Source organism: Pseudomonas sp. DW-iso3, from assembly GCF_058725305.1.
Window position 1 is genome coordinate 188,354 of the sequence record NZ_JBZXDZ010000003.1, and the last position, 23,940, is coordinate 212,293.

Here is a 23,940-nt window from a genome sequence, read left to right on the forward strand (position 1 = left end):
ATTGGAGAACCGACATGGCTGAAGCAAAAGTATTGAGTGGGGCCGGCCTGCGCGGCCAGGTGGCCGGGCAGACCGCATTGTCCACCGTGGGCCAGGCCGGTGCCGGCCTGACCTATCGCGGCTATGACGTGCGCGAACTGGCCGCCGATGCGCAGTTTGAGGAAGTCGCCTACTTGCTGCTGTACGGCGAATTGCCGACCCAGACCGAACTGGCCGCCTACAGCGCCAAGCTGAGCAAGCTGCGCGACCTGCCGCAAGCGCTGAAGGAAGTCCTGGAACGCATCCCCGCCGACGCCCACCCGATGGACGTGATGCGCACCGGTTGTTCGTTCCTGGGCAACATCGAACCTGAGAAAGACTTCAGTGTGCAGCGCGACGTCACCGACCGCCTGCTGGCCGCTTTCCCGGCGATCATGTGCTACTGGTACCGCTTCAGCCACGACGGCAAACGCATCGACTGCGTGACCGACGAGCCTTCCATCGGCGGCCACTTCCTGCACCTGCTGCACGGCAAGAAGCCGAGCGAGTTGCACGTCAAGGTCATGAACGTGTCGTTGATCCTCTACGCGGAACACGAATTCAACGCCTCGACCTTTACCGCGCGGGTGTGTGCTTCGACCCTGTCCGACCTGTATTCCTGCGTCACTGCCGCTATCGGCTCCCTGCGTGGCCCGCTGCACGGCGGCGCCAACGAAGCGGCGATGGAGATGATCGAGCGCTTCTCATCCGCTGAAGAAGCGGTCAAAGGCACTCTCGGCATGCTGGCGCGCAAGGACAAGATCATGGGCTTCGGCCACGCGATCTACAAAGACAGCGACCCGCGTAATGAAGTGATCAAAGGCTGGTCGAAAAAACTCGCTGATGAGGTGGGTGACAAGGTGCTGTTCCCGGTCTCTGAAGCCATCGACAAGACCATGTGGGAACAGAAAAAACTGTTCCCCAATGCCGACTTCTACCATGCCTCGGCATACCACTTCATGGGTATCCCGACCAAGCTGTTCACCCCGATCTTCGTCTGCTCACGCCTCACCGGCTGGGCCGCGCATGTATTTGAACAGCGCGCCAACAACCGCATCATCCGTCCAAGCGCCGAATACACCGGCGTAGAGCAGCGCAAGTTCGTGCCAATCGAACGTCGCTGAATGGAGAAACCGCTGATCCCGGGGTGAAACCGGATCAAAAATGTGGGAGCGGGCTTGCTCGCGAAAGCGGTGTGTCATTCAAACACATGGCGACTGTTAAACCGCCTTCGCGAGCAAGCCCGCTCCCACCTTTTGATCGCATTGCCTCCCAGGATCCGTGGGCTCCTTTTGCAACCACCGTGACCGAGTCCTGACGATGAACACTGAATTCCGCAAACCGCTTCCCGGCAGCCGCCTGGATTACTTCGACGCCCGCGCGGCGGTCGATGCAATCAGTCCCGGCGCCTACGCCACGTTGCCTTACACCTCCCGCGTGCTCGCGGAAAACCTGGTGCGTCGCTGCGACCCGGCCACCCTCAACGCGTCCCTGAGCCAACTGATCGAGCGCAAGCGCGACCTCGACTTCCCGTGGTTCCCGGCGCGTGTGGTGTGCCACGACATCCTCGGCCAGACCGCCCTGGTCGACCTCGCCGGTCTGCGCGATGCCATTGCCCTGCAAGGCGGTGACCCGGCGCAGGTCAACCCGGTGGTGCCAACCCAACTGATCGTCGACCACTCCCTGGCCGTCGAAGCCGGTGGGTTCGACCCGGACGCGTTCGAAAAAAACCGCGCCATTGAAGACCGTCGCAACGAAGACCGTTTCCACTTTATCGAGTGGACCAAGAAGGCGTTCAAGAACGTCGACGTGATCCCGCCCGGCAACGGCATCATGCACCAGATCAACCTGGAGAAAATGTCCCCGGTGATCCAGGTGCGCGACGGTGTGGCGTTCCCGGACACCTGCGTCGGCACTGACAGCCACACGCCTCACGTAGACGCGCTGGGCGTGATCGCCATTGGCGTCGGCGGCCTGGAAGCGGAAAGTGTGATGCTCGGCCGCGCCTCATGGATGCGCCTGCCGGAAAGCGTTGGTGTGGAGCTCACCGGCAAGCTGTTGCCGGGTATCACCGCGACTGACATGGTGCTGGCGCTGACTGAGTTCTTGCGTAAACAGAAAGTGGTCGGTGCCTGGCTGGAGTTCTTCGGCGAAGGTGCTTCGGCACTGACCCTGGGCGACCGCGCAACCATTTCCAACATGGCCCCGGAGTACGGCGCCACTGCGGCGATGTTCTACATCGACCAGCAGACTATCGCCTACCTCAAGCTCACTGGCCGTGAAGACGAACAAGTCACCTTGGTGGAGCAATACGCTCGCCACACCGGCCTGTGGGCCGATGATCTGAAAGGTGCGCAATACGAGCGCGGCCTCACTTTCGACCTGTCCAGCGTCGTGCGCAACATGGCCGGTCCAAGCAACCCGCATGCCCGCGTTGCCACCAGCGACCTGGCGTCCAAGGGCATTTCCGGTCAGTGGGATGAAGTGCCGGGCCAAATGCCCGACGGCGCGGTGATCATCGCAGCCATCACCAGTTGCACCAACACCAGCAACCCACGCAACGTGATTGCCGCCGGCCTGCTGGCGCGCAATGCCAACAAGCTGGGGCTGACGCGCAAGCCGTGGGTCAAATCGTCCCTGGCACCCGGCTCGAAAACCGTGGCCATGTACCTGGAAGAAGCGGGCCTGGGTCATGAGCTGGAAAAACTCGGTTTCGGTGTCGTCGCATTTGCCTGCACCACCTGCAACGGCATGTCCGGTGCGCTCGACCCCGTGATCCAGCAGGAAATCATCGACCGCGACCTGTATGCCACCGCCGTGCTTTCGGGTAACCGCAACTTCGACGGGCGTATCCACCCCTATGCCAAGCAAGCCTTTCTCGCCTCGCCGCCGCTGGTAGTGGCCTATGCGATTGCCGGCACCATCCGTTTCGACATCGAAAAAGACGTGCTCGGCCTCGACGCCAACGGCAAGGAAATCCGCCTGCAGGATATCTGGCCGAGCGACGAAGAGATCGACGCGGTGGTCAAGGCCTCGGTCAAGCCGGAGCAGTTCCGCGCGGTGTATATCCCGATGTTTGCCATCCACGAAGACACCGGCCCGAAAGTCGCGCCGCTGTATGACTGGCGCCCGCAAAGCACCTACATCCGTCGCCCGCCTTACTGGGAAGGCGCGCTGGCCGGTGCCCGTCCGCTCAAGGGCATGCGCCCGCTGGCGGTGCTGCCGGACAACATCACCACTGACCATCTGTCGCCGTCGAATGCGATCATGCTCGACAGCGCCGCCGGCGAATACCTGGCGAAAATGGGCCTGCCGGAAGTCGACTTCAACTCTTACGCGACGCACCGTGGCGACCATTTGACCGCGCAGCGCGCGACCTTCGCCAACCCGAAACTGTTCAACGAAATGGTGGTTGAGAACGGCAAGGTCAAGCAGGGTTCCCTGGCGCGGATCGAGCCGGAAGGCCAGGTCACGCGGATGTGGGAAGCCATCGAAACCTACATGGAGCGCAAGCAGCCGCTGATCATCATCGCCGGCGCCGACTACGGCCAAGGCTCGTCCCGTGACTGGGCGGCCAAGGGCGTGCGCCTGGCGGGTGTGGAAGCGATTGCCGCCGAAGGTTTCGAGCGCATCCACCGCACCAACCTGGTGGGCATGGGCGTGCTGCCGCTGGAGTTCCTGCCAGGCACGGATCGCCACACCCTGAAGATCGACGGCAGCGAAACCTATGACGTGGTGGGGGCACGCACTCCGCGTGCGCAGTTGACCCTGGTAATCAACCGCAAGAATGGCGAACGTGTCGAAGTGCCGGTGACCTGCCGCCTGGACACCGCCGAAGAAGTGTCGATCTACGAAGCGGGCGGCGTGTTGCAACGTTTTGCCCAGGACTTCCTGGAATCGGCAGCGACGGCCTGAGAGGACACCATGGCACACGTAGCGCAAATCAAGATACCCGCCACCTACATGCGTGGTGGCACCAGCAAGGGCGTGTTTTTCAGCCTCCAGGACCTGCCCGAATCGGCGCAGGTGCCGGGTGCTGCGCGCGACGCCTTGCTGTTGCGGGTGATCGGCAGCCCCGATCCCTACGACAAACAGATCGACGGCATGGGCGGCGCGACATCGAGCACCAGCAAGACGGTGATCCTGGCCAAAAGTACCCGCGCCGATCATGACGTGGACTACCTGTTCGGCCAGGTCTCCATCGACAAGCCCTTCGTGGACTGGAGCGGCAACTGCGGCAACTTGTCGGCGGCGGTCGGTTCCTTTGCCATCAGCGCCGGGCTGGTCGACCCGGCCCGCGTCCCCCACAACGGCGTGGCGGTGGTGCGGGTGTGGCAGGCCAATATCGGCAAGACCATCATTGCCCACGTGCCAATCACTGACGGCGCGGTGCAGGAAACCGGTGATTTCGAACTGGACGGCGTGACCTTCCCGGCCGCCGAAGTGCAGTTGGAGTTCATGGACCCGGCGGCGGAAGAAGAGGGCGGCGGTGGTTCGATGTTCCCCACCGGCAATCTGATCGACGACCTGGAAGTGCCCGGCGTCGGCACCTTCAAGGCCACGCTGATCAACGCTGGTATCCCGACGATCTTCATCAACGCCGAAGACCTCGGCTACACCGGCACCGAGCTGCAAGGCGCGATCAACAGCGACCCGAAAGCCCTGGCCATGTTTGAAACCGTGCGGGCGTATGGCGCCTTGCGCATGGGCCTGATCAAACACCTGGACGAAGCCGCCCAGCGTCAGCACACCCCCAAGGTGGCGTTCGTGGCCAAGCCTGCGGACTACGTGGCGTCCAGCGGCAAGGCAATCAATGCCGGGGATGTCGACCTGCTGGTGCGCGCACTGTCCATGGGCAAGCTGCACCACGCGATGATGGGCACGGCGGCGGTGGCGATTGGCACAGCGGCGGCGATTTCCGGGACTTTGGTCAACCTGGCTGCCGGAGGTGTGGAGCGCAACGCGGTGCGGTTCGGGCATCCGTCCGGCACCTTGCGCGTGGGCGCTGAAGCCACTCAGGTCAACGGCGAATGGGTGGTGAAGAAAGCCATCATGAGCCGCAGCGCGCGCGTATTGATGGAAGGTTTCGTCCGCGTTCCCGGCGACGCTTTCTAAGGTTCGATACTGCTCCCACAGTGGGGGCTTCTATCCCAAGGCTGGCGATCAGACCGGCCATGACCCCATCAACCGTTAGCCCGAGGACTGTCACCCCACCTACCTTTTGGAGAACTGCCATGAGCGCCAACGTCGACCAGAACAACCGCCCGGACTACGACCAGGTTCTGCAGGATATTGCTGACTATGTCCTCAACTACCGCATCGACTCCCGGGATGCGCTGGACACCGCCCGCAACTGCTTGATGGACACCCTGGGCTGTGGCCTGTTGGCCCTGCGCTTTCCCGAGTGCACCAAGCACCTGGGGCCCATCGTCGAGGGCACGGTGGTGCCGTTTGGCGCGCGGGTGCCGGGCACGTCGTTTCGGTTGGATCCGGTCAAGGCCGCGTGGGACATCGGCTGCATCGTGCGTTGGCTTGACTACAACGACACCTGGCTCGCTGCCGAATGGGGTCACCCCTCGGACAACCTCGGCGGCATCCTCGCTGTGGCTGATCATCTGTCGCAAAAGCGCGTGGCCAATGGCGACGTGCCGTTGACCGTGCGCGCGGTGCTGGAAGCGATGATCATGGCTCACGAAATCCAGGGCGTAATTGCCCTGGAAAACTCTTTTAACCGCGTAGGCCTCGACCATGTACTTCTGGTGAAAGTCGCCTCCACGGCTGTCACCGCCAAGCTGATGGGCGCCAACCGTGAGCAATTGCTGGCAGCCTTGTCCCATGCGTTTGTCGATGGGCAGGCATTGCGAACTTACCGGCATGCGCCGAATGCCGGCTCGCGAAAATCCTGGGCGGCGGGGGATGCGTCGAGTCGCGGCGTACGTCTGGCGGATATCGCCATGCGTGGCGAGATGGGGATTCCTGGCGTACTGAGCGCGCCGCAGTGGGGGTTCTACGACGTGCTGTTCAGCCACACCAACAAGGACCTGGCACTCAAGCCGGAGGATAGACGCGCGTTCAGCCTGTCCCAGCCTTACGGCACTTATGTGATGGAAAACGTACTGTTCAAAATCAGCTTCCCCGCCGAATTCCATGCGCAAACGGCCTGCGAAGCAGCGGTGACATTGCATCCATGGGTGAAAGATCGTCTGCATGAAATCGACCGCATCGTGATTACCACCCATGAATCGGCGATTCGCATCATCTCCAAGGTCGGCCAACTGGCCAACGCCGCTGACCGCGATCATTGCCTGCAATACATGACCGCCGTGCCGTTGGCGTTCGGCAACCTGGTGGCCGAGCAGTACGAAGACGAATTCCACGCCGCCCATCCGATCATCGATCAGTTGCGCGACAAGATGGTCATCGTCGAAGACCCACGCTACAGCCGCGAATACCTGGAGGCCGACAAGCGTTCCATCGCCAATGCGGTGCAGGTGTTTTTCAAGGACGGTAGCTGCACGGAACAGGTGGCGGTGGAATATCCGATTGGCCATCGCCGTCGTCGGGTGGAGGGCATTCCGTTGCTGGAAGACAAGTTCAAGGCCAACCTGGCGACGCGGTTCACCGGGCAGCGCAGTGCCGAGATTTTTGCACTGTGCAAGGACCAGGCACGGCTTGAAGCAACGCCAGTGAACCGCTTCGTGGACCTGTTCGTGATCTAGCAGACACCCCGTATTCATCTGTGTAAACCCTATGAATGTGGGAGGGGGCCTGCCCCCGATAGCAGTGGGGCAGTGCCCGCTGCCTCAACTGACAGACTGCAATCGGGGGCAAGCCCCCTCCCACAGTTGACCGTGTTCACTCGAATCGCAGGATTACCCGGCGGTTATGCTTGCTCTTCTTCTCGATCTTCTCGCAGAACACCCGGCCGATTTCTTCGGTGTTGATCACATGGGTGCCCCCACACGGCTGGATATCAATGCCGGCGATTTCAATCACCCTTACCGACCCCTGAATCACCGGCGGGGCCACGGCCTGTGTGCGGGTGATCTGTAGCAGAGTCGAGTATTCGGAAGCCGGCATCGACAGGGTTTTCACCGGGTGGGCCTGTTCGATCAGCGCATTGAGGTCGCGGGTGATGCTGTCTTTATCGAGGGTCATTTCCGGCAGGTCGAAATCCAGTCGGCCCTTGTCCGCACTGATGCTGCAGCCGGTGACCGGTGCGTCGATGATCGAGCACAGCAGGTGCAGGCAGGTGTGCATCTTCATGTGCTGGTAGCGCCGGTCCCAATCGAGGCCTGCATCTACTTGTACGCCTGCAGTCAACTGCGTGGGGCAGTGTTCCACCTGGTGCCAGATGATCGAGCGCAGTACCGGATCGCGCACAGTGCCGGTGACCTCGACTCGCGTACCGTCCGCCAGTGTGAAATGGCCCGTGTCGCCTGGCTGTCCGCCGCCAGTGGGGTAGAACAACGTGTGCTCCAGGGCGATGCCGTGTTCGCTGACGGCAATCACCCGGGCGCTGAAGGCATTCTGGTAGGGCGCGCTGTCGAACAGCGCCAGGGTTTCCATGGTGTGCACGGACATGTTCAACCTCCGACAATCAGTGGGCTGGCTTGCAGCAGGGAGCGCACCATTGCACTCAAGCCAGGGGGGGAGAGCAGGGTAATTTCAAATTCCGGGCCGCAGACTTTCAGGTTCAGCGGCAAGCGCGGTAAATGGCTGCCCGACTCGACGCGATGCAAGCGAAATTGCAGGTGGTGGCGCTCCTTCACCGTGGGCTCCAGCATCAGCCCCGGCAAAGGGTGGAAGTCGGCGTCCAGCACTGTCACCTTATGGCTGGCGTTGATCTCGCCCACCACATGCAATCGCTCTTCCAGGGCGAAGGCTCCGAGGTAGTTGCTGTGGTCCGATTCATCGTTTTTTTGCAGCTGGATCTGGTTCACCACCTTCACCTTGGTGCCGGCGGGGACGTCCTGGGTGATCACGCAGGACGGGCTTATAAACACGTTATCGCCGATCAGCACATAGCCCAGCACGCGGGCACCGGAGCCTACCTCGACGTTGTTGCCCAGGCGTGGGTGGCGCTTGCCGTCGGGGTTGTTGGCGATGCCTCGGGCGCCCAGGGTCACGCCGCAGAGGATGTAGCAGTCGTTGCCGATCTCGCAGGTTTCGCCGATCACCGTGCCGTAGCCGTGGTCCAGCACGAAGCGTCGGCCGATGCGTGCCGCTGGGTGAATCTCGGCACCGGAAAGCACCTTGCCCTGGTTGCTCAGCTTGAGGGCAATGCGCGAAAACACACTATTGGTCTGGTTCGGGAAATGCCACACCAGGTGCGCCAGACGATAATACAGTACCGCCTTGAACGAGGCGTAGGACTCCAGGATTAAATCGCCGCGGCCGCGTGAGGCCGGATCACGGTAGGCATAGGCGATCAGGTCCTCAGCCACCGCCTGGGCGGCGTTCTGGATCAGCGGGGCCAGGTGCGGTTCCAGTTGTTTCATTTGGGCGGGTGTGAGGGTCTTGATGAGGTGGGTAAGCAACTCATCGTGCAGCTGTTGCATGTCGATAAAACCGCCCATGGGGGCACCCCCGCATTCTGGTTGGCTGGACACCCGTTTATTCGAAACCGGGCAGGTAGCTGTCGGCATTGTCGTAGACCATGGTCAGCACCACCGTTTCGGGTGGAAGTTCGGGGGCGAGCCTGGCGATGGCCACCATGTTGGCGGCGGACGACAGGCCCAGGCTGATGGCGTCGGTGCGCATGATGCGTTTCATCATGTCGATGCAGTCCTGGCGCGAGACCTTGAGCATGCCGTCGATCACGTCCAGGTTGAGGATGCTCGGGATCAAACCGATCGACAGGCCCTGGATGTGATGCGGCGCGTGCTGGTTTTTCAGCAGGTCGCACTCTTCCGGTTCCACGCCCATGACGCGCAGCTCCGGCCAGGCGGTTTTCAGGGTTTCGCCGATGCCGGTGATATGCCCCCCAGTGCCGATGCCGCAGACAAAGTAGTCGGCGCGTTTCTCGCCAAAGGCACGCAGGATTTCCGGTGCGGTGGTGTCGCGATGGGTCTGTGGGTTTGCGCCATTGCGTTGCTGGTTGAGCATCACGTAGCTGGGGTTTTCCAGCTGCAGTTCCATGCACTTTTCGCCATGGGAATTGTTACCCAGGCGACTGTCCGACAGCACCACCTTGGCCCCATATAAACGCAGCAGCTTCTGCTTTTCGGGGCTGTAGTTATCGGGGATCACCAACACCACTTTGTAGCCCAGTACATTGCCGGCCATCACCAGGCCGATGCCGGTGTTGCCACCACTGGGTTCGATGATGGTCTGCCCGGAATCGCGGATCAGCACGCCCCGGCGCTCGGCGTCGAGGATCATGCCCAGGGCGATGCGCGCCTTGTGGCTGCCACCGGGGTTAAGGGACTCAAGCTTGGCGTAGACCTCGATGCCGAGGTCTTCGGAAAACTGCGCCAGGCGCACGATCGGCGTTTGGCCGATCACGTCGAGAATGGAGTTATGCAACATCATTCAGCCCTCGCCTCAATACAACGGCATGTCGGGTTCGACATCGCGAACCCAGTGCTTCATGCCGCCCTGCAGGACTTTGGTATTGGCGAAACCGGCTGCCAGCAAGGTACTTGCGGCTTGCTCCGCGCGGGTGCCGGCGTAGCAAATCAGGTAGTGGGTGTTGTCCCGGCTGAGGCGGTCCAGGTGGCCGTCCAGCTCGGCCAACGGGATATGCACCACGCCCGGCAATTTGCACACTTCCAGTTCGCTGGCGTCGCGCACATCCAACAGCACATCGGCGCTGCTGTGGTGTTCGAGTACTTGTTTGAGTACCTGCGGCTTGATATAGCGCTCTTCGGCCAGCGACGGTGGGCTGGGCATGGTATCTGCGCAGGCGGCCGGTGCCCGGGTCTCGCTGTGGCGCAGCGCTGAGCAGCACGGGCAGTCGGCGCGGCGCTTGAAGCGGATTTCACTGAATTTCATCGCCAGCGCGTCGAAGCGCATCAGACGACCGGATAACGGTTCACCAATACCGATCAGTAGCTTGATGGCCTCGGTGGCCTGGATCATCCCGACCACACCGGGCAGCACGCCGATCACCCCACCGGCACTGCAATTGGGCGCGAGTTCTGCAGGCGGTGCGCTGGGGAACAGGCAGCGGTAGCACGGCCCGCCTTTGTAGTTGAGCACGCTGATCTGCCCGTCGAAGCGGTAGATCGCGCCGTACACCAAGGGCTTACCCAGTTGCACGCATGCGTCGTTGACCAAGTAGCGGGTATCGAAATTGTCGGTGCCGTCGATCACCAGGTCGTAGGCGCCCACCAGCTCCAGCGCGTTGTCGGCGTTCAGGGCGGTGTCGTGGGCGTTGATCTGAATATGGCGGTTCAGGTCCTGCAAGCGCTGCCTGGCGGATTCCACCTTGGGCATGCCGAGGGTGCTGTTGCCGTGGACGATCTGGCGTTGCAGGTTGCTGCTTTCGACCACATCGAAGTCCACCAGTCCCAGGGTGCCTACGCCGGCAGCCGCAAGGTAAAGGCTGATGGGCGAACCCAGACCGCCGGTGCCGATGATCAGCACCTTGGCTTTCTTGAGGTTCAACTGACCTTCGCGACCCACGCCTGGCAGGGTGATGTGGCGCACATAGCGTTGTACTTCTTCATTACTCAGCGCGTCGACGTCCATGCCGCCGGACGTGGCCAGGAGCACTTCGATTTTGGCTTTTTCCGGCAGTGGGTCATCAGCACCGATCAATGCTTCCTCGGCAGTGAACAGGAAGTGCTCCTTGAGCTGGTGGTTTTTTTCGTGAAACAGGTGGGGGCGCAGCTGCGGGTGACTGCTGCAGAGGTTTTCAATGACTTCGCGCAATGTCGATCCGGAGCCCTCAAGGGTCGATTCCGGCAGCTTGGCCACGCGAACCAGAATGTCGGGGAAAGAGACAGCGTTCATGGACAACTCCGTGTGCAGGTCGTTGAAAGGTTGAAGAGCGAAATGCTTGCCATCCCAGGCAAACAGCTTGGAGCCCAGCGCCTGGCCCCGGCGAACGTCGACCACCAGGTAGCTGACGGGGTAGATCGGCTCACCCATGAACAGCGCCTTGTCTTGGTCTTCGTCGCTGAAATAGGCACCCACATCCGGGTGCGAGTGGTAGATCACCACCACTGGGTTGTCGCTGCGAAACGCCTTGTTCATCAGCAGGGTGTCGGCCACCGAAAACGTGTAGCCGTTGGCCGCGCTGCGCGGGTACATCTCGGGGTGCTTGCGGTGCAGCTCATTCTGGATATTGCTGCCCAGGTACACGCTGCCGTCGGCGAAGACGAAGCCACAGCATTCTTCGGGGTAGCTGCGGCTGGCGTGGGCGTAGATCTGTTCCAGGGCTTTTGGGCGGAGGACGTCCATGTTTCTCTCGCAGGGTTGTAGAAGGGTCAATTTTTCTTGGCCAGGAGTTTTTCTACCGGCAATTTGGTGATCGCAAAACCGGCCAGCAGGATGGCCGAATACAGCATCAGGTCGCGGGAAATCGATACGCCTTCGTACCAGGCGCCGATGATGACCGCGAACACCGGAAAGATGATGAACACAAACGACAGGATGATCGGGCTCAAGCGCTTGAGCAGCATGAAGTAAACGATGAAGCCGCCCACCGAAGCCACCAGGCCCAGGTAGAACAGCGCGCCCCAGGAACGGAGAGTGATGGCTTCGAAGGTCGGCGTTTCAAACCACAGTCCGGCGACGAACAGCATCAGCCCGGCAATGCCGATGGGCAGGGTGTTGTAGGTGATCACACTGATCGCGCTGCCTTTCTGCTTGGTAATCACGTAGCACAGGGCATGCATGATCGCGGCGGTGAGGATTGCCAGTACGCCGAAGAACTCCGCATGGTCCAGGTGCAGGCCCTGGCTCTTGATGATCATGTAGAGGCTGCCGAAACCGATGCCGATGCCAACCACCTGGGAAAGGTAGATGCGCTCGCGCAGGAACAATGCGGAGAAGATCAGGATGAACACCGGCATGCAGCTGAACAGCAGCGCCGTAAGGCCGGACGACACGTGCATCTCGCCGTAGTTGAGCAGGTAGTAGGGCACGCTGAAGTAGGACAGGGTCACGAACACGAAGAACCAGCGGCTTTCACGGGGGAACAGGATCGGCTCGCGACGCACCATGGCAAAACACAGGAACAACGGGAAGGCGATCAGGAAGCGCAGACCGGCGGACGTCAGTGGCGGCACGCTCTCCACCGCGATCTTGATCCCCAGCCACGTGGTGCCCCAACTCAGGCACACGATCAGGAACATCACGCTGGTGATCAGCCCGGCCAACCACTGTTTTTGGGTTTTGGTCTTGGCGGTGTTTTCGAGAACGGCGGACATTGGCATCGTTTATTGCTTCCCTGAGCCGGAATTGAACTCTATATTGAGCTTGTAATGAGTTGTAAAATTCGGCGATTGAACCCGTAAAAGCACACTATTAGGGCGAAAGATGGCTGTCAAAACAAATATTGACATGGTGTCAATTATGCGTGAGGGGTTGTCCAACGGTCAGGGCGTGAAGTACAAGCGCCTGTCCGATGTCATGGAACGGGGCATCCTTGAAGGCTTGATTGAACCAGGACGAAAACTGCCGCCCCATCGGGTGCTGTCCGACAACCTGGGTGTGACGATCGGCACCATCAGCCGAGCCTACGGCGAACTGGAACGCCTGGGGCTGGTTGTGGCGCGCGTCGGTGACGGCACCTTCGTGCGCAAGCGTGGAATGGAGCGCCAGCGCGACGAAGGCTTTCGCAATTTCAGCGAAGAGCCGCGCCAGTACTTCGACATGAGCCGCAATATGCACATTCCGGGTCAAGAGACCGTTTTCCTGGCCCAGAGCTTCCAGACCCTGTCGACCAACACCAAATTCCTCCAGGACATCAGTGCCTACACCCCGGATGCCGGCCTGCCGCGCTACCGTGAAGCGGGCGCGCAATGGCTGGTGCAGCGTGATTTTCACCCGATCCCCGAACAAGTTATTTGCGTCAATGGCGGCCAGCACGGCTTGCTGTGCTCGATGATGGCGCTGTTGCGGGCCGGCGATACGGTGGTCACCGAGCAACTGACGTATCCGGGCCTGATCACCGCTGCGCGGATGCTGGGTATCCGGTTGATCGGCCTGGAGATGGACGAAGAAGGCGTGTTGCCGAGTGCGCTGGACGAAGTCTGTCGAAATCACCGGGTTTCAGCGCTGTACTGCACCCCGACTATTCAGAACCCCACCACGGCGGTACTTTCGGTGGCGCGCCGCGAAGCATTGGTCAAAGTGTGTCGCGAGCACAATCTGCTGATTCTTGAAGACGAAGCCCACGGTGTACTGGTCGAAGACCGGCCGCCGCCCCTCAGTCATTTCGCCCCGGAACGGACGATTTTGATCAGCAGCCTCAGCAAAGCCGTGTCAGCCGGGCTGCGTGTGGGCTATGTGCATGCGCCACCGGCGTTGGTCAGCCGTATTTCGGCGGCGCTGCGTTCGACTTGCTGGATGGCCACGCCCGTCACCCTGGAACTGGCTACCCAGTGGATCGAAAACGGCACGGCGGAATACCTGTTGCGCCAACAAATCAACGAGATCAGCCGACGCAAAGCCTTGGTGCGCGACTTGCTGACCGGGCTGGAATACCGCACCCACCTCAACAGCCCACATTTCTGGATTGAAGTGCCGGAGCCGTGGCGAGCGTCGGAAATTGAGGCGGAGCTCAAGCAGAATAATTACCTGATCGCCACCGCCGAGGCGTTCGCCGTGGGACAGACGGCGGTGCCGCAGTTCATTCGGGCGAGTATCTGCAATACGTCGGGGGATGATCAGTTGCTGAGGGCGGGGTTTGATGCGCTGGCGACCGCGTTGGGGCAGGGCGGTGGAAGGTTTCACCTATAACTGCGTGATCGTTCTTCGCGAGCAAGCCCGCCCACATTCGACCGCGTTGTAGGCTGGAGCACGGTCAAATGTGGGAGCTGGCTTGCCTGCGAAGGGCCGGTCCGGACGACACAACTATTTGAATCTACGCTCCACGCCTTTCTCCACCAGAATCTTCGCGGAAATCTCTTCCACCGAAAAATGCGTGGAATTGATATGCGCAATATTCTCGCGGCGGAACAGATTTTCTACTTCGCGGACTTCGAACTCGCACTGTGCATAGCTGGAATACCGGCTGTTGGGCTTGCGCTCATTGCGGATCGCCGTCAGCCGGTCCGGGTCGATGGTCAGCCCAAACAGCTTATGCGAATGCGCACGCAGGGCGGCCGGCAGCGTCAAATGCTCCATGTCGTCTTCGGTCAGCGGGTAGTTTGCCGCGCGGATGCCGAATTGCATGGCCATGTACAGACAGGTGGGCGTTTTGCCGCAGCGGGACACGCCCACCAGGATCAGGTCGGCCTTGTCGTAGTAGTGGGTGCGGGCGCCGTCGTCGTTGTCGAGGGCGAAGTTCACCGCCTCGATACGCTCCATATAGTTGGAGTTGTGCCCAATGGAATGGGACTTTCCTACCGAGTACGACGAATGCTCACTCAGCTCTTGTTCCAGTGGCGCCAGGAATGTCGAGAAAATGTCGATCATGAAACCATTCGACGTTGCGAGAATCTCACGAATGTCTTGATTGACGATGGTGTCGAAAATGATCGGACGAAAACCGTCTTTTTCAGCCGCCAGATTGATTTGTTGTACCATGGCCCGCGCTTTATCCACGCTGTCGATGTACGGCCGCGTAAATTTGGCGAAGGTAATGTTTTCGAACTGCGCGAGCAGGCTTTGACCCAATGTTTCGGCTGTGATGCCCGTGCCGTCGGAGATAAAGAAAGCAGATCGTTTCATTTGAGCCCTGGGCCTTAAGCTGATGGCGAATCTTGGATATGATAGGCGCGATTTTGCCGTCCCGCAGTGGGCCGCATTCTCACTTATTTTCCAGGTCCAGGCCACAAGCGCTGGTACTCGCTCCTACTGAGCAGCCGGCGTCCTGAGCTTTTCCAACACAGTTAGTGGAGAGATCACCTTGGTAGAGTACGTAGTTTCCCTCGATAAGCTCGGCGTCCATGATGTAGAGCACGTGGGGGGCAAGAACGCATCCCTCGGCGAGATGATCAGTAATCTTGCAGGCGCTGGTGTGTCGGTGCCCGGTGGTTTCGCCACCACGGCCCAGGCTTACCGCGATTTCCTCGAACTGAGCGGCCTCAATGCTCAGATCCACGCCGCGCTGGACGCCCTGGACGTCGATGACGTCAATGCCCTGGCCAAGACCGGTGCCCAGATCCGCCAATGGATCATGGAAGCCGAGTTCCCAGAGAAGCTCAACGAAGAAATTCGCACCGCCTTCGCCACGCTGTCGGCCGGTAACCCGGACGTCGCCGTTGCCGTGCGCTCCTCGGCCACCGCCGAAGACTTGCCGGACGCCTCCTTCGCCGGCCAGCAAGAAACTTTCCTGAACATCCGCGGCGTGGAAAACGTGATCCGCGCGGCCAAGGAAGTATTCGCTTCGCTGTTCAACGATCGCGCCATTTCCTACCGCGTACACCAGGGTTTCGACCACAAGCTGGTGGCCCTGTCTGCCGGTGTGCAGCGCATGGTGCGTTCGGAAACCGGCACCGCCGGCGTGATGTTCACCCTCGATACCGAATCGGGCTTCCGTGATGTGGTGTTCATCACCGGCGCCTACGGCCTGGGCGAAACCGTCGTACAAGGCGCGGTCAACCCCGACGAATTCTACGTACACAAGGGCACCCTCGAAGCGGGCCGCCCGGCCATCCTGCGCCGCAACCTGGGCAGCAAGGCCATCAAGATGATCTACGGCGACGAGGCCAAGGCCGGTCGCTCGGTGAAAACCGTTGAAGTCGACAAGGCTGAACGCGCGCGTTTCTGCCTGACCGACGCTGAAGTCAGCGAATTGGCCAAACAAGCGATGATCATCGAAAAGCACTACAAGTGCCCGATGGACATCGAGTGGGCCAAAGACGGTGACGACGGCAAGCTGTACATCGTGCAGGCCCGTCCGGAAACCGTGAAGAGCCGTACCTCGGCCAATGTCATGGAGCGCTACCTGCTCAAAGAAACCGGCACTGTGCTGGTGGAAGGCCGTGCCATCGGCCAGCGTATCGGTGCCGGCAAGGTGCGGATCATCAAGGACGTGTCCGAGATGGACAAAGTCCAGCCAGGCGACGTACTGGTCTCCGACATGACCGACCCGGACTGGGAACCGGTGATGAAGCGCGCCAGCGCCATCGTCACCAACCGTGGCGGGCGTACCTGCCATGCGGCGATCATCGCCCGTGAACTTGGGATTCCTGCGGTCGTGGGCTGCGGCAACGCGACCCAACTGCTCAAAGATGGCCAGGGCGTCACCGTTTCCTGTGCCGAAGGCGACACCGGTTTCATCTTCGAAGGTGAGCTGGGCTTCGATATCAAGCAAAACTCCATCGACGCCATGCCGGACCTGCCGTTCAAGATCATGATGAACGTCGGCAACCCGGACCGCGCCTTTGACTTCGCGCAGTTGCCGAACGCCGGTGTGGGCCTGGCCCGCCTGGAGTTCATCATCAATCGCATGATCGGCGTGCACCCCAAGGCCCTGTTGAACTACGACGGCCTGCCGCTGGACATCAAGGAAAGCGTCGACAAGCGCATCGCCGGCTACAACGACCCGGTAGGTTTCTACGTCGAGAAACTGGTGGAAGGCATCAGCACCCTCGCGGCGGCGTTCTACCCGAAAAAGGTCATCGTGCGCCTGTCGGACTTCAAGTCCAACGAATACGCCAACCTGATCGGCGGCAAGCTCTATGAGCCGGAAGAAGAAAACCCGATGCTGGGTTTCCGTGGCGCCTCGCGTTACATCAGCGAAGCGTTCCGCGACTGCTTCGAACTGGAATGCCGCGCCCTCAAGCGTGTGCGCAACGAGATGGGCCTGACCAACGTCGAGATCATGGTGCCGTTCGTGCGTACCCTGGGCGAGGCGAGCCAAGTGGTCGACTTGCTGGCTGAAAACGGCCTGTCCCGTGGCGAAAACGGCCTGCGCGTAATCATGATGTGTGAACTGCCGTCCAACGCCATCCTGGCCGAGGAGTTCCTGGAATTCTTCGACGGTTTCTCCATCGGCTCCAACGACCTGACCCAGCTCACCCTGGGCCTGGACCGTGACTCCGGGATCATTGCGCACCTGTTCGACGAGCGAAATCCTGCGGTCAAGAAGCTGCTGGCCAATGCCATCCAGGCCTGCAACAAGGCCGGCAAGTACATCGGTATCTGCGGCCAAGGCCCTTCCGATCACCCTGACCTGGCCAAATGGCTGATGGAGCAGGGCATCGAAAGCGTTTCGCTGAACCCCGATTCCGTGCTGGAAACCTGGTTCTTCCTGGCGGAAGGCCAAGCGTCCGCCTAAGACCGTCACGTCAAAAGTGCCGGTCACCCGTTGTGGGTGACCGGCATTCTTATCTGTGCAGGGCGGAATTCCTTCTGGACGCCGCCCTTTTTTGTGCAAGAGCATTATGCAAAGCAGCAGCAACCTGTTTCCCGTCGCCCTGATCAGCGCTGAACGTCGTGGCGACCTGAGTGAAGACGTGTACCGGCTCAAACCCGGTAACAGTCCCGACGGCACCGTCGAGCTGGCGGTTACCCGTTTGGGCCTGGCCGATGTCCCGGAAAACCGGGGCATCCCGGTCATTTTGTTGCATGGCAGTTTTTCCAATCGGCGTTTCTGGTACTCGCCCAAGGGTATCGGCCTGGGCGCTTACTTGGCGCGCGAGGGGTTTGATGTCTGGATCCCGGAAATGCGCGGCCATGGCCTGTCCAAGCGCAATCATGACTACGCGCGCAACCGCGTCGCTGACTATGCGCGTTACGATTTGCCGGCCATCGGCGCATTCGTGCGTGAGCAAAGCGGGCAGATTCCCCATTGGATCGGCCATTCGCTGGGCGGTACCAGCTTGGCGGCCGCTCTTGGCGGGCAGCACCTTGGTGCGCCGGCTGTGGCGTCGGTGGCGCTGTTTGGCTGCCAGGTCAGTCGCACTCATTGGCCGTTGAAACTGCCACCGGTGGAGTGGACAGGCCGCTTGCTGTTGAAACGCTTCGGCGAGGTCTCTGGCTCGCGCCTGAAGCGGGGCCCCGAGGACGAACCGGCGGGCGTGATGATCGAAGCTATGCGCTGGAATGGCCTGTTTGGCCGCTTTGGCGAAGGCAAGAATGATTGGTGGAAAGGCTTGGCCGAGGTCGATGTGCCGCTGTTGGCCGTCAGCGCAGCCGGGGATCATCAAGACCCCGACTGGGCCTGTCGCAAGCTGTTCGAGCAAATGGGCTCCGAGCACCGTCAGTACCTGTGCCTGGGCCGACAACAAGGCTTTACCGGGGATTTCGGGCATGTGGAGATGCTCGTCAGCAAGGCTGCCCAGTCCGAAGTGTGGCCGTTGGTGGCGCAGTGGCTGAAAGATCCGCTCACACCGCTGTCAGGCGCACAGGCCGAGGTGCAGGCCGCGGTTTGAGGCGGTGCTCTGCCAAGGGCGTTTCGCTTGTGTGTGGTTGCGGCTAAGATATGACGCGTTAAACGCTTCTGGTCATATTCAGTCGCGCAGTGGCTATTGCGTTGCGGCGAGGCGGATGGGATGTTTCGCACCTGCTTGGGCTGGCGCTTCTTTCGAAAGACACTTCTTTGACAGAAAGGAATTTTTCAATGAACCATTACGTGACCCCCGACCTGTGCGACGCCTACCCAGACCTGGTGCAGGTGCTCGAACCGATGTTCAGCAACTTCGGCGGCCGGGACTCCTTCGGCGGCGAGATCGTCACCATCAAGTGTTTCGAAGATAACTCCCTGGTCAAGGAACAAGCCGATCAGCCGGGTGCCGGCAAGGTGCTGGTGGTCGACGGCGGTGGTTCCCTGCGTCGCGCGCTGCTGGGCGATATGATCGCCGAGAAAGCGGCGAAGAACGGCTGGGAAGGGCTGGTGATCTACGGTTGCATCCGTGATGTTGACGTCATTGCCCAGACAGATCTGGGCGTACAGGCCCTCGCCAGCCATCCGATGAAGACTGACAAGCGCGGTATTGGCGACCTGAACGTGGTCGTCACGTTCGCAGGTGTGACCTTTCGTCCGGGTGAATACATCTACGCCGATAACAATGGCGTGATCGTTTCCCCCAGCCCGCTGAAAATGCCTGAATAAGACAGGGGTAAGGATGTTCGAGGAAGAAAACGCGCAATGGGGCCTGGTGCATGCCCTGGTGCTGGACGGTAAAGGCGGTGCGCGTTCGATTGCCCGGACTGAGCTCGACGAATTGCAACTGCAGCCCCAGGAAAGCCTGTGGCTGCATTGGGATCGCAGTCACCCGCAAACCCAGACCTGGCTGCGCAAATCCAGCGGCTTGAGCGAATTTGCCTGTGACTTGTTGCTGGAGGAGAACACCCGCCCGCGCCTGTTGGCGCTGCCGGACTCCGAATTGCTGCTGTTCCTGCGCGGGGTCAACCTCAACCCCGGTGCAGAGCCGGAAGACATGGTCTCGGTGCGCATCTTTGCTGCCGCCAGCCGCGTTATTTCCCTGCGCCTGCGGCCGTTGCGCGCCACTGACGAGCTGTTGGTGCAATTGGCGGACGGCAAGGGGCCTAAGACCGCGTCGGAACTCATCCTTTATATGGCGCAGTACCTGACCAATAAAGTGCAGGATTTGGTCTCCGACCTGTCTGAAATCGTCGACGCAGAGGAAGAAAAACTCGATACCGACGAACGGTATACCCCGGAACATGGCAGCGTGCTGCAGATCCGTCGACGAGCCGCAGGGCTGAAGCGATTTTTGGCGCCGCAACGGGATATTTTTGCCCAGCTCACGCGGATCAAATTGCCGTGGTTCTGTGACGACGATGCCGACTACTGGAACGAATTGAACAACAGCCTGACCCGCTATCTGGAAGAGCTCGAATTGACCCGAGAGCGCGTGGGGCTTGTGCTGGAGGCTGAAGACCGGCGTTTGAGCGTGCGCATGAATCGCACCATGTACCGCTTCGGGATCATCACCGGGATCTTTCTGCCGATGAGTTTTTTGACCGGTCTGCTGGGGATCAATGTGGGGGGGATTCCGTTCTCCTCCAGCCCCTATGGATTCATGGTTGCGTGCCTGTTAATGGTCTCGGTGGCGCTCGGACAATGGTGGCTTTTTCGACGACTGCGCTGGGTTTGAGCTGAATATGACCTGAACGTAGGAAGGGGCGTATGTGACCCCAATAATTTTACCCTCGTCTTTTAAAACACTTGCGAGAGGTTTTTATGCACGATCCGTTCGAACAGTCTTTGCGTGACATGCTCAATGCCTCGCCGTCCAACCGCGACGACGATGCTTGCCTGGGCCGCGTGTTGAAAACCGCCAACCGTCAGGTGGGGGCGGGTGACCTGTTCGGTCTGCTCGGCCGTTGGGTGCCGGCGCTGATGATGGCCCTGAACAATGGTTCGGCCCATGTATCGCCCGTGTCCCGTCGTAAATCTCTTGCTCGCACTGCTGATAAGGCTGATTGAATATGGAACTTGATCTCTGGACCCAGAGCCTGGTCACCGCGATGACCGCATTGTGGACCAAGGTGGCGAATTTCATTCCCAACCTGTTTGGTGCCCTGGTGCTGGTGTTGCTGGGCTTTGTCGTGGCCAAGTTGCTTGACACCCTGCTGTCCAAATTGCTCGCAAAACTGGGCCTGGATCGCTTGATGGCAGGCACCGGCCTGACCAAGCTGCTGGGTCGCGCAGGGCTGCAGGTGCCGATCTCCACCTTGATCGGCAAGATCGTTTATTGGTTTGTTTTGCTGATTTTTCTGGTTTCTGCGGCTCAATCGCTTGGACTTGAGCGAGTTTCAGCTACGCTCGACATGCTGGCGCTGTATTTGCCGAAGGTTTTCGGCGGCGCGCTGGTATTGCTGGTAGGTGTTTTGCTGGCGCAACTGGCCAATGGGCTGGTGCGCGGCGCTGCCGAAGGCGTGGGTTTGGATTATGCTGCCGGCCTGGGACGAATCGCCCAGGGACTGGTGATCATCATCAGTATTTCGGTCGCGATCAGCCAGTTGGAGGTCAAGACTGACCTGCTCAACCATGTGATTGTGATCGTTTTGATTACCGTTGGTCTGGCCGTTGCGCTGGCCATGGGCTTGGGAAGCCGGGAAATTGCCGGTCAGATTCTTGCGGGAATCTATGTGCGTGAGTTATATCAGGTTGGGCAACAGGTGCGTGTGGGCGAGGTCGAAGGGCAAATTGAGGAGATCGGTACGGTCAAGACGACGGTGCTGACCGATGACGGAGACCTGGTGTCGCTGTCCAATCGGATTCTCCTGGAGCAGCAGGTCAGTAGCCGCTAAACCGGCAAACCCTGCTAATGTACGCCGCCGCTGGCCCGGCTGACCGGGTTGTGGCGGACATTGACCTGACTGTCGGCACGACTTGTTTTGAATAAAGCCCAAACGTTGTCCACGCGCTATGACCCCCGTGAGCTCTCTGATGAGGAGTTGGTCGCGCGCTCGCACACGGAGCTGTTTCACGTAACTCGCGCGTACGAAGAATTGATGCGCAGATATCAACGCACTTTGTTCAACGTTTGTTCAAGGTATTTAGGGAACGATAGAGATGCGGATGATGTCTGTCAGGAAGTGATGCTCAAGGTGCTGTACGGCCTGAAGAACTTCGAGGGCAAATCGAAGTTCAAGACATGGCTATACAGCATCACGTACAACGAGTGCATCACGCAGTATCGGAAGGAACGGCGAAAGCGTCGCTTGATGGACGCGTTGAGTCTTGACCCCCTTGAGGAGGCGTCTGAAGAAAAGGCGCCGGCACCCGAGGAGAAGGGTGGACTTGATCGCTGGTTGGTGTATGTGAACCCGATTGACCGGGAAATTCTGGTGCTACGATTTGTCGCAGAGCTAGAATTCCAGGAAATCGCTGACATCATGCACATGGGTTTGAGTGCTACAAAAATGCGTTACAAACGTGCTCTTGATAAATTACGTGAGAAATTTGCGGGCGAGACTGAAACTTAGTGCGTGGCAAATATCTCTTACGTGTAGGCAAGTTCTGTTAGACTTGTCGCCGAGTTGTCCCCCGGTTTGTGGGACTGCTTTACAATCACCAGATGGGGATTTAACGGATGAAACTGAAAAACACCTTGGGCTTGGCCATTGGTTCTCTTATTGCCGCTACTTCTTTCGGCGTTCTGGCACAAGGCCAAGGCGCAGTTGAAGGCGAGCTGTTCTACAAGAAGCAGTACAACGATAGCGTCAAGCACATCGAAGACGGCTTCAATCCTGGCGCTCGCATCGGTTACTTCCTGACCGACGACCTGTCCTTGAACCTGTCCTACGACAAGACCAACCACACCCGTTCGAACGACGGTACTGGTAACCAGAAGATCAAAGGCGATACCGGCAGCCTGGTTGCCCAGTATCACTTCGGTCAAGCTGGCGTAGACAGCCTGCGTCCATACGTAGAGGGCGGTTTCGGCCACCAGAGCCGTACCAACGTTCAAGCTGACGGCCACAGCGGTCGCGACCAGACTACCTTCGCTACCGTTGGTACTGGCGTGAAGTACTACTTCACCAACAACCTGTACGCTCGTGCCGGTGTTGAAGCTGACTACGGTCTGGACAACGGCAAGTGGGACTACTCCGCACTGGTCGGCCTGGGCGTGAACTTCGGCGGTAACGCTGGCGCAGTTGCTCCAGCTCCTACCCCAGCACCAGCTCCAGAGCCAACTCCAGAGCCAGAAGCTCCAGTTGCTCAGGTTGTTCGTGTTGAGCTGGACGTCAAGTTCGACTTCGACAAATCCGTTGTTAAGCCTAACAGCTACGGCGACGTGAAAAACCTGGCCGACTTCATGGCTCAGTACCCAGCTACCAACGTAGAAGTTGCTGGTCACACTGACTCCGTAGGTCCAGACGCTTACAACCAGAAGCTGTCCCAGCGTCGTGCTGACGCTGTTAAGCAAGTCTTGGTTAAAGACGGCGTTGCTCCTAGCCGTATCACCGCAGTAGGTTACGGTGAGTCCCGCCCAGTTGCTGACAACGCAACTGAAGCTGGTCGCGCTGTTAACCGTCGCGTAGAAGCGTCGGTTGAAGCTCAAGCTCAGTAATTACTGAGTGGTAGAAAAAAGCCCGGCTTAGGCCGGGCTTTTTTTTCGCCTGTGATTTGCCTCAGGCGCTCACGGCCTGAGCGAGGCAAGCGGCCTGGCCTGGGGCTGCAACACGGCCAATCACCAGGATGGCCGGGCTTTTCAAGGCAAATGCCTGTGCATCTTCGTGCATACGCCACAGCGCGCTGCGACATTCCCTTTGCTGGGGCAGCGATGCGTTCTCGATCATCGCCACTGGCATATCCGCCGCCATCCCGCCGTCCAGCAGTTGCTGGCAAATTTCCTCCAGCTTCGCCACGCCCATGTACACCACCAGGGTTGTCCCACCTTCTGCCAGCGCACGCCAATTCAGGCTGCTGTCGTCCTGGGTATGCGCCGTGACCAGCGTCACGCCCCGACTCACGCCGCGCAAGGTCAGTGGCACCGCGCAATTCGTCGCGCCTGCCAACCCTGCGGTAATGCCGTTGACCAACTCCACCTCGACGCCCCGTTCACGCAACCACATCGCCTCTTCACCGCCGCGTCCGAAAATGCACGGGTCGCCGCCTTTGAGGCGTACCACGCACTTGCCCTGGCGCGTATAGCGCAGCATCAGCCGGTGGATGAAATCTTGCGGGGTCGACCGGCAGCCACCGCGTTTCCCCACGGTGACCACCCGCGCGTTCGTGCAATGTTCCAGCACGGCCGGGTTGACCAAGTCATCGATCAGCACCACATCGGCCTCACGCAGGGCGCGTACCGCCTTGAGGGTCAGCAACTCCGGGTCACCCGGACCCGCGCCCACCAGCCAGACTTTTGCATTCATAGGGTG

Annotated in this window: 20 protein-coding genes; 13 read left to right on the top strand and 7 right to left on the bottom strand. The window is 60.1% G+C overall.

What is annotated here, in order from left to right; genetic code table 11:
• Positions 1–14: 14 nt before the first annotated feature.
• The 4 genes from prpC to prpD all read left to right on the top strand — a co-directional run bounded on the left by prpC (position 15) and on the right by prpD (position 6,737).
• Complete coding sequence (gene prpC, locus AC4PS7_RS10020; protein WP_305375291.1) at positions 15–1,142, top strand: bifunctional 2-methylcitrate synthase/citrate synthase; 1,128 nt, start codon at positions 15–17, stop codon at positions 1,140–1,142.
• A 196-nt stretch (positions 1,143–1,338) separates the two neighbouring features.
• Entirely contained in the window at positions 1,339–3,933 is a 2,595-nt protein-coding gene (gene acnD, locus AC4PS7_RS10025; protein WP_010208475.1) for a Fe/S-dependent 2-methylisocitrate dehydratase AcnD, read from the top strand.
• Positions 3,934–3,942: 9 nt separating this feature from the next.
• Complete coding sequence (prpF, locus tag AC4PS7_RS10030; RefSeq protein WP_010208477.1) at positions 3,943–5,133, top strand: 2-methylaconitate cis-trans isomerase PrpF; 1,191 nt, start codon at positions 3,943–3,945, stop codon at positions 5,131–5,133.
• Positions 5,134–5,252: 119 nt separating this feature from the next.
• Positions 5,253–6,737 (top strand): 2-methylcitrate dehydratase, encoded by a 1,485-nt coding sequence (gene prpD / locus AC4PS7_RS10035; protein ID WP_021491519.1) that lies wholly within the window; start codon positions 5,253–5,255, stop codon positions 6,735–6,737.
• Between the two features lie 136 nt (positions 6,738–6,873).
• On the opposite strand, the gene AC4PS7_RS10040 is transcribed toward prpD, so the two are convergent.
• From AC4PS7_RS10040 to AC4PS7_RS10060, 5 genes are read right to left on the bottom strand one after another with little or no spacing between them, the layout of a single operon-like run.
• On the bottom strand, positions 6,874–7,602 hold the full coding sequence (locus tag AC4PS7_RS10040) for an alanyl-tRNA editing protein (RefSeq protein ID WP_010208482.1): 729 nt from the start codon (positions 7,600–7,602) through the stop codon (positions 6,874–6,876).
• Between the two features lie 2 nt (positions 7,603–7,604).
• Positions 7,605–8,597: a serine O-acetyltransferase gene (locus AC4PS7_RS10045; RefSeq protein ID WP_010208483.1), complete on the bottom strand. Its 993-nt coding sequence runs from the start codon at positions 8,595–8,597 to the stop codon at positions 7,605–7,607.
• 37 nt (positions 8,598–8,634) lie between these two features.
• Positions 8,635–9,549, bottom strand: coding sequence for a PLP-dependent cysteine synthase family protein (locus AC4PS7_RS10050; RefSeq protein ID WP_029529061.1), 915 nt, complete (start codon positions 9,547–9,549; stop codon positions 8,635–8,637).
• Between the two features lie 15 nt (positions 9,550–9,564).
• The gene (gene moeB / locus AC4PS7_RS10055) at positions 9,565–11,427 is read right to left on the bottom strand and encodes a molybdopterin-synthase adenylyltransferase MoeB (RefSeq protein WP_154974156.1); all 1,863 of its coding nucleotides are present in this window, start codon (positions 11,425–11,427) and stop codon (positions 9,565–9,567) included.
• A 26-nt stretch (positions 11,428–11,453) separates the two neighbouring features.
• The gene (locus AC4PS7_RS10060; RefSeq protein ID WP_162098521.1) at positions 11,454–12,347 is read right to left on the bottom strand and encodes a DMT family transporter; all 894 of its coding nucleotides are present in this window, start codon (positions 12,345–12,347) and stop codon (positions 11,454–11,456) included.
• Positions 12,348–12,507: 160 nt separating this feature from the next.
• Between AC4PS7_RS10060 and AC4PS7_RS10065 the strand changes: the two genes are divergently transcribed.
• A complete protein-coding gene (locus tag AC4PS7_RS10065) occupies positions 12,508–13,932 on the top strand; it encodes an aminotransferase-like domain-containing protein (protein ID WP_021491523.1) in 1,425 nt (474 codons plus the stop codon).
• Positions 13,933–14,046: 114 nt separating this feature from the next.
• Here the strand turns inward: AC4PS7_RS10065 and ppsR are convergent, their stop codons facing one another.
• A complete protein-coding gene (ppsR, locus tag AC4PS7_RS10070) occupies positions 14,047–14,865 on the bottom strand; it encodes a posphoenolpyruvate synthetase regulatory kinase/phosphorylase PpsR (RefSeq protein ID WP_003193298.1) in 819 nt (272 codons plus the stop codon).
• A gap of 178 nt (positions 14,866–15,043) precedes the next feature.
• On the opposite strand from ppsR, the gene ppsA reads away from it, so the two are divergent.
• The 8 genes from ppsA (at position 15,044) to AC4PS7_RS10110 (ending at position 23,129) form a co-directional block, all read left to right on the top strand.
• On the top strand, positions 15,044–17,419 hold the full coding sequence (gene ppsA / locus AC4PS7_RS10075; protein WP_021491524.1) for a phosphoenolpyruvate synthase: 2,376 nt from the start codon (positions 15,044–15,046) through the stop codon (positions 17,417–17,419).
• Between the two features lie 106 nt (positions 17,420–17,525).
• Positions 17,526–18,515, top strand: coding sequence for an alpha/beta fold hydrolase (locus tag AC4PS7_RS10080; RefSeq protein WP_492179389.1), 990 nt, complete (start codon positions 17,526–17,528; stop codon positions 18,513–18,515).
• Between the two features lie 188 nt (positions 18,516–18,703).
• A complete protein-coding gene (gene rraA / locus AC4PS7_RS10085) occupies positions 18,704–19,195 on the top strand; it encodes a ribonuclease E activity regulator RraA (RefSeq protein ID WP_010208490.1) in 492 nt (163 codons plus the stop codon).
• A 13-nt stretch (positions 19,196–19,208) separates the two neighbouring features.
• Entirely contained in the window at positions 19,209–20,204 is a 996-nt protein-coding gene (locus AC4PS7_RS10090) for a zinc transporter ZntB (RefSeq protein ID WP_010208492.1), read from the top strand.
• A gap of 86 nt (positions 20,205–20,290) precedes the next feature.
• Positions 20,291–20,536, top strand: coding sequence for a hypothetical protein (locus tag AC4PS7_RS10095; protein ID WP_010208493.1), 246 nt, complete (start codon positions 20,291–20,293; stop codon positions 20,534–20,536).
• A gap of 2 nt (positions 20,537–20,538) precedes the next feature.
• Positions 20,539–21,363, top strand: coding sequence for a mechanosensitive ion channel family protein (locus AC4PS7_RS10100; protein WP_003175519.1), 825 nt, complete (start codon positions 20,539–20,541; stop codon positions 21,361–21,363).
• 87 nt (positions 21,364–21,450) lie between these two features.
• Positions 21,451–22,041: an RNA polymerase sigma factor SigX gene (gene sigX, locus AC4PS7_RS10105; RefSeq protein WP_010208495.1), complete on the top strand. Its 591-nt coding sequence runs from the start codon at positions 21,451–21,453 to the stop codon at positions 22,039–22,041.
• 107 nt (positions 22,042–22,148) lie between these two features.
• Entirely contained in the window at positions 22,149–23,129 is a 981-nt protein-coding gene (locus AC4PS7_RS10110) for an OmpA family protein (protein ID WP_010208496.1), read from the top strand.
• A 61-nt stretch (positions 23,130–23,190) separates the two neighbouring features.
• Here the strand turns inward: AC4PS7_RS10110 and cobA are convergent, their stop codons facing one another.
• The gene (cobA, locus tag AC4PS7_RS10115; protein ID WP_010208497.1) at positions 23,191–23,934 is read right to left on the bottom strand and encodes a uroporphyrinogen-III C-methyltransferase; all 744 of its coding nucleotides are present in this window, start codon (positions 23,932–23,934) and stop codon (positions 23,191–23,193) included.
• Between the last annotated feature and the right edge of the window lie 6 nt (positions 23,935–23,940).

Excerpts from the sequence above, each read along its gene's own strand:
- AC4PS7_RS10080 (WP_492179389.1), top strand. The coding sequence starts at position 17,526 with ATGCAAAGCAGCAGCAACCTGTTTCCCGTCGCCCTGATCAGCGCTGAA.
- AC4PS7_RS10100 (WP_003175519.1), top strand. The coding sequence starts at position 20,539 with ATGGAACTTGATCTCTGGACCCAGAGCCTGGTCACCGCGATGACCGCA.
- acnD (WP_010208475.1), top strand. The coding sequence starts at position 1,339 with ATGAACACTGAATTCCGCAAACCGCTTCCCGGCAGCCGCCTGGATTAC.
- AC4PS7_RS10095 (WP_010208493.1), top strand. The coding sequence starts at position 20,291 with ATGCACGATCCGTTCGAACAGTCTTTGCGTGACATGCTCAATGCCTCG.
- AC4PS7_RS10090 (WP_010208492.1), top strand. The coding sequence starts at position 19,209 with ATGTTCGAGGAAGAAAACGCGCAATGGGGCCTGGTGCATGCCCTGGTG.
- prpD (WP_021491519.1), top strand. The coding sequence starts at position 5,253 with ATGAGCGCCAACGTCGACCAGAACAACCGCCCGGACTACGACCAGGTT.
- cobA (WP_010208497.1), bottom strand. The coding sequence starts at position 23,934 with ATGAATGCAAAAGTCTGGCTGGTGGGCGCGGGTCCGGGTGACCCGGAG.
- rraA (WP_010208490.1), top strand. The coding sequence starts at position 18,704 with ATGAACCATTACGTGACCCCCGACCTGTGCGACGCCTACCCAGACCTG.
- ppsR (WP_003193298.1), bottom strand. The coding sequence starts at position 14,865 with ATGAAACGATCTGCTTTCTTTATCTCCGACGGCACGGGCATCACAGCC.
- AC4PS7_RS10050 (WP_029529061.1), bottom strand. The coding sequence starts at position 9,549 with ATGTTGCATAACTCCATTCTCGACGTGATCGGCCAAACGCCGATCGTG.
- prpC (WP_305375291.1), top strand. The coding sequence starts at position 15 with ATGGCTGAAGCAAAAGTATTGAGTGGGGCCGGCCTGCGCGGCCAGGTG.
- AC4PS7_RS10065 (WP_021491523.1), top strand. The coding sequence starts at position 12,508 with ATGGCTGTCAAAACAAATATTGACATGGTGTCAATTATGCGTGAGGGG.
- AC4PS7_RS10045 (WP_010208483.1), bottom strand. The coding sequence starts at position 8,597 with ATGGGCGGTTTTATCGACATGCAACAGCTGCACGATGAGTTGCTTACC.
- AC4PS7_RS10110 (WP_010208496.1), top strand. The coding sequence starts at position 22,149 with ATGAAACTGAAAAACACCTTGGGCTTGGCCATTGGTTCTCTTATTGCC.
- moeB (WP_154974156.1), bottom strand. The coding sequence starts at position 11,427 with ATGGACGTCCTCCGCCCAAAAGCCCTGGAACAGATCTACGCCCACGCC.
- AC4PS7_RS10040 (WP_010208482.1), bottom strand. The coding sequence starts at position 7,602 with ATGTCCGTGCACACCATGGAAACCCTGGCGCTGTTCGACAGCGCGCCC.
- prpF (WP_010208477.1), top strand. The coding sequence starts at position 3,943 with ATGGCACACGTAGCGCAAATCAAGATACCCGCCACCTACATGCGTGGT.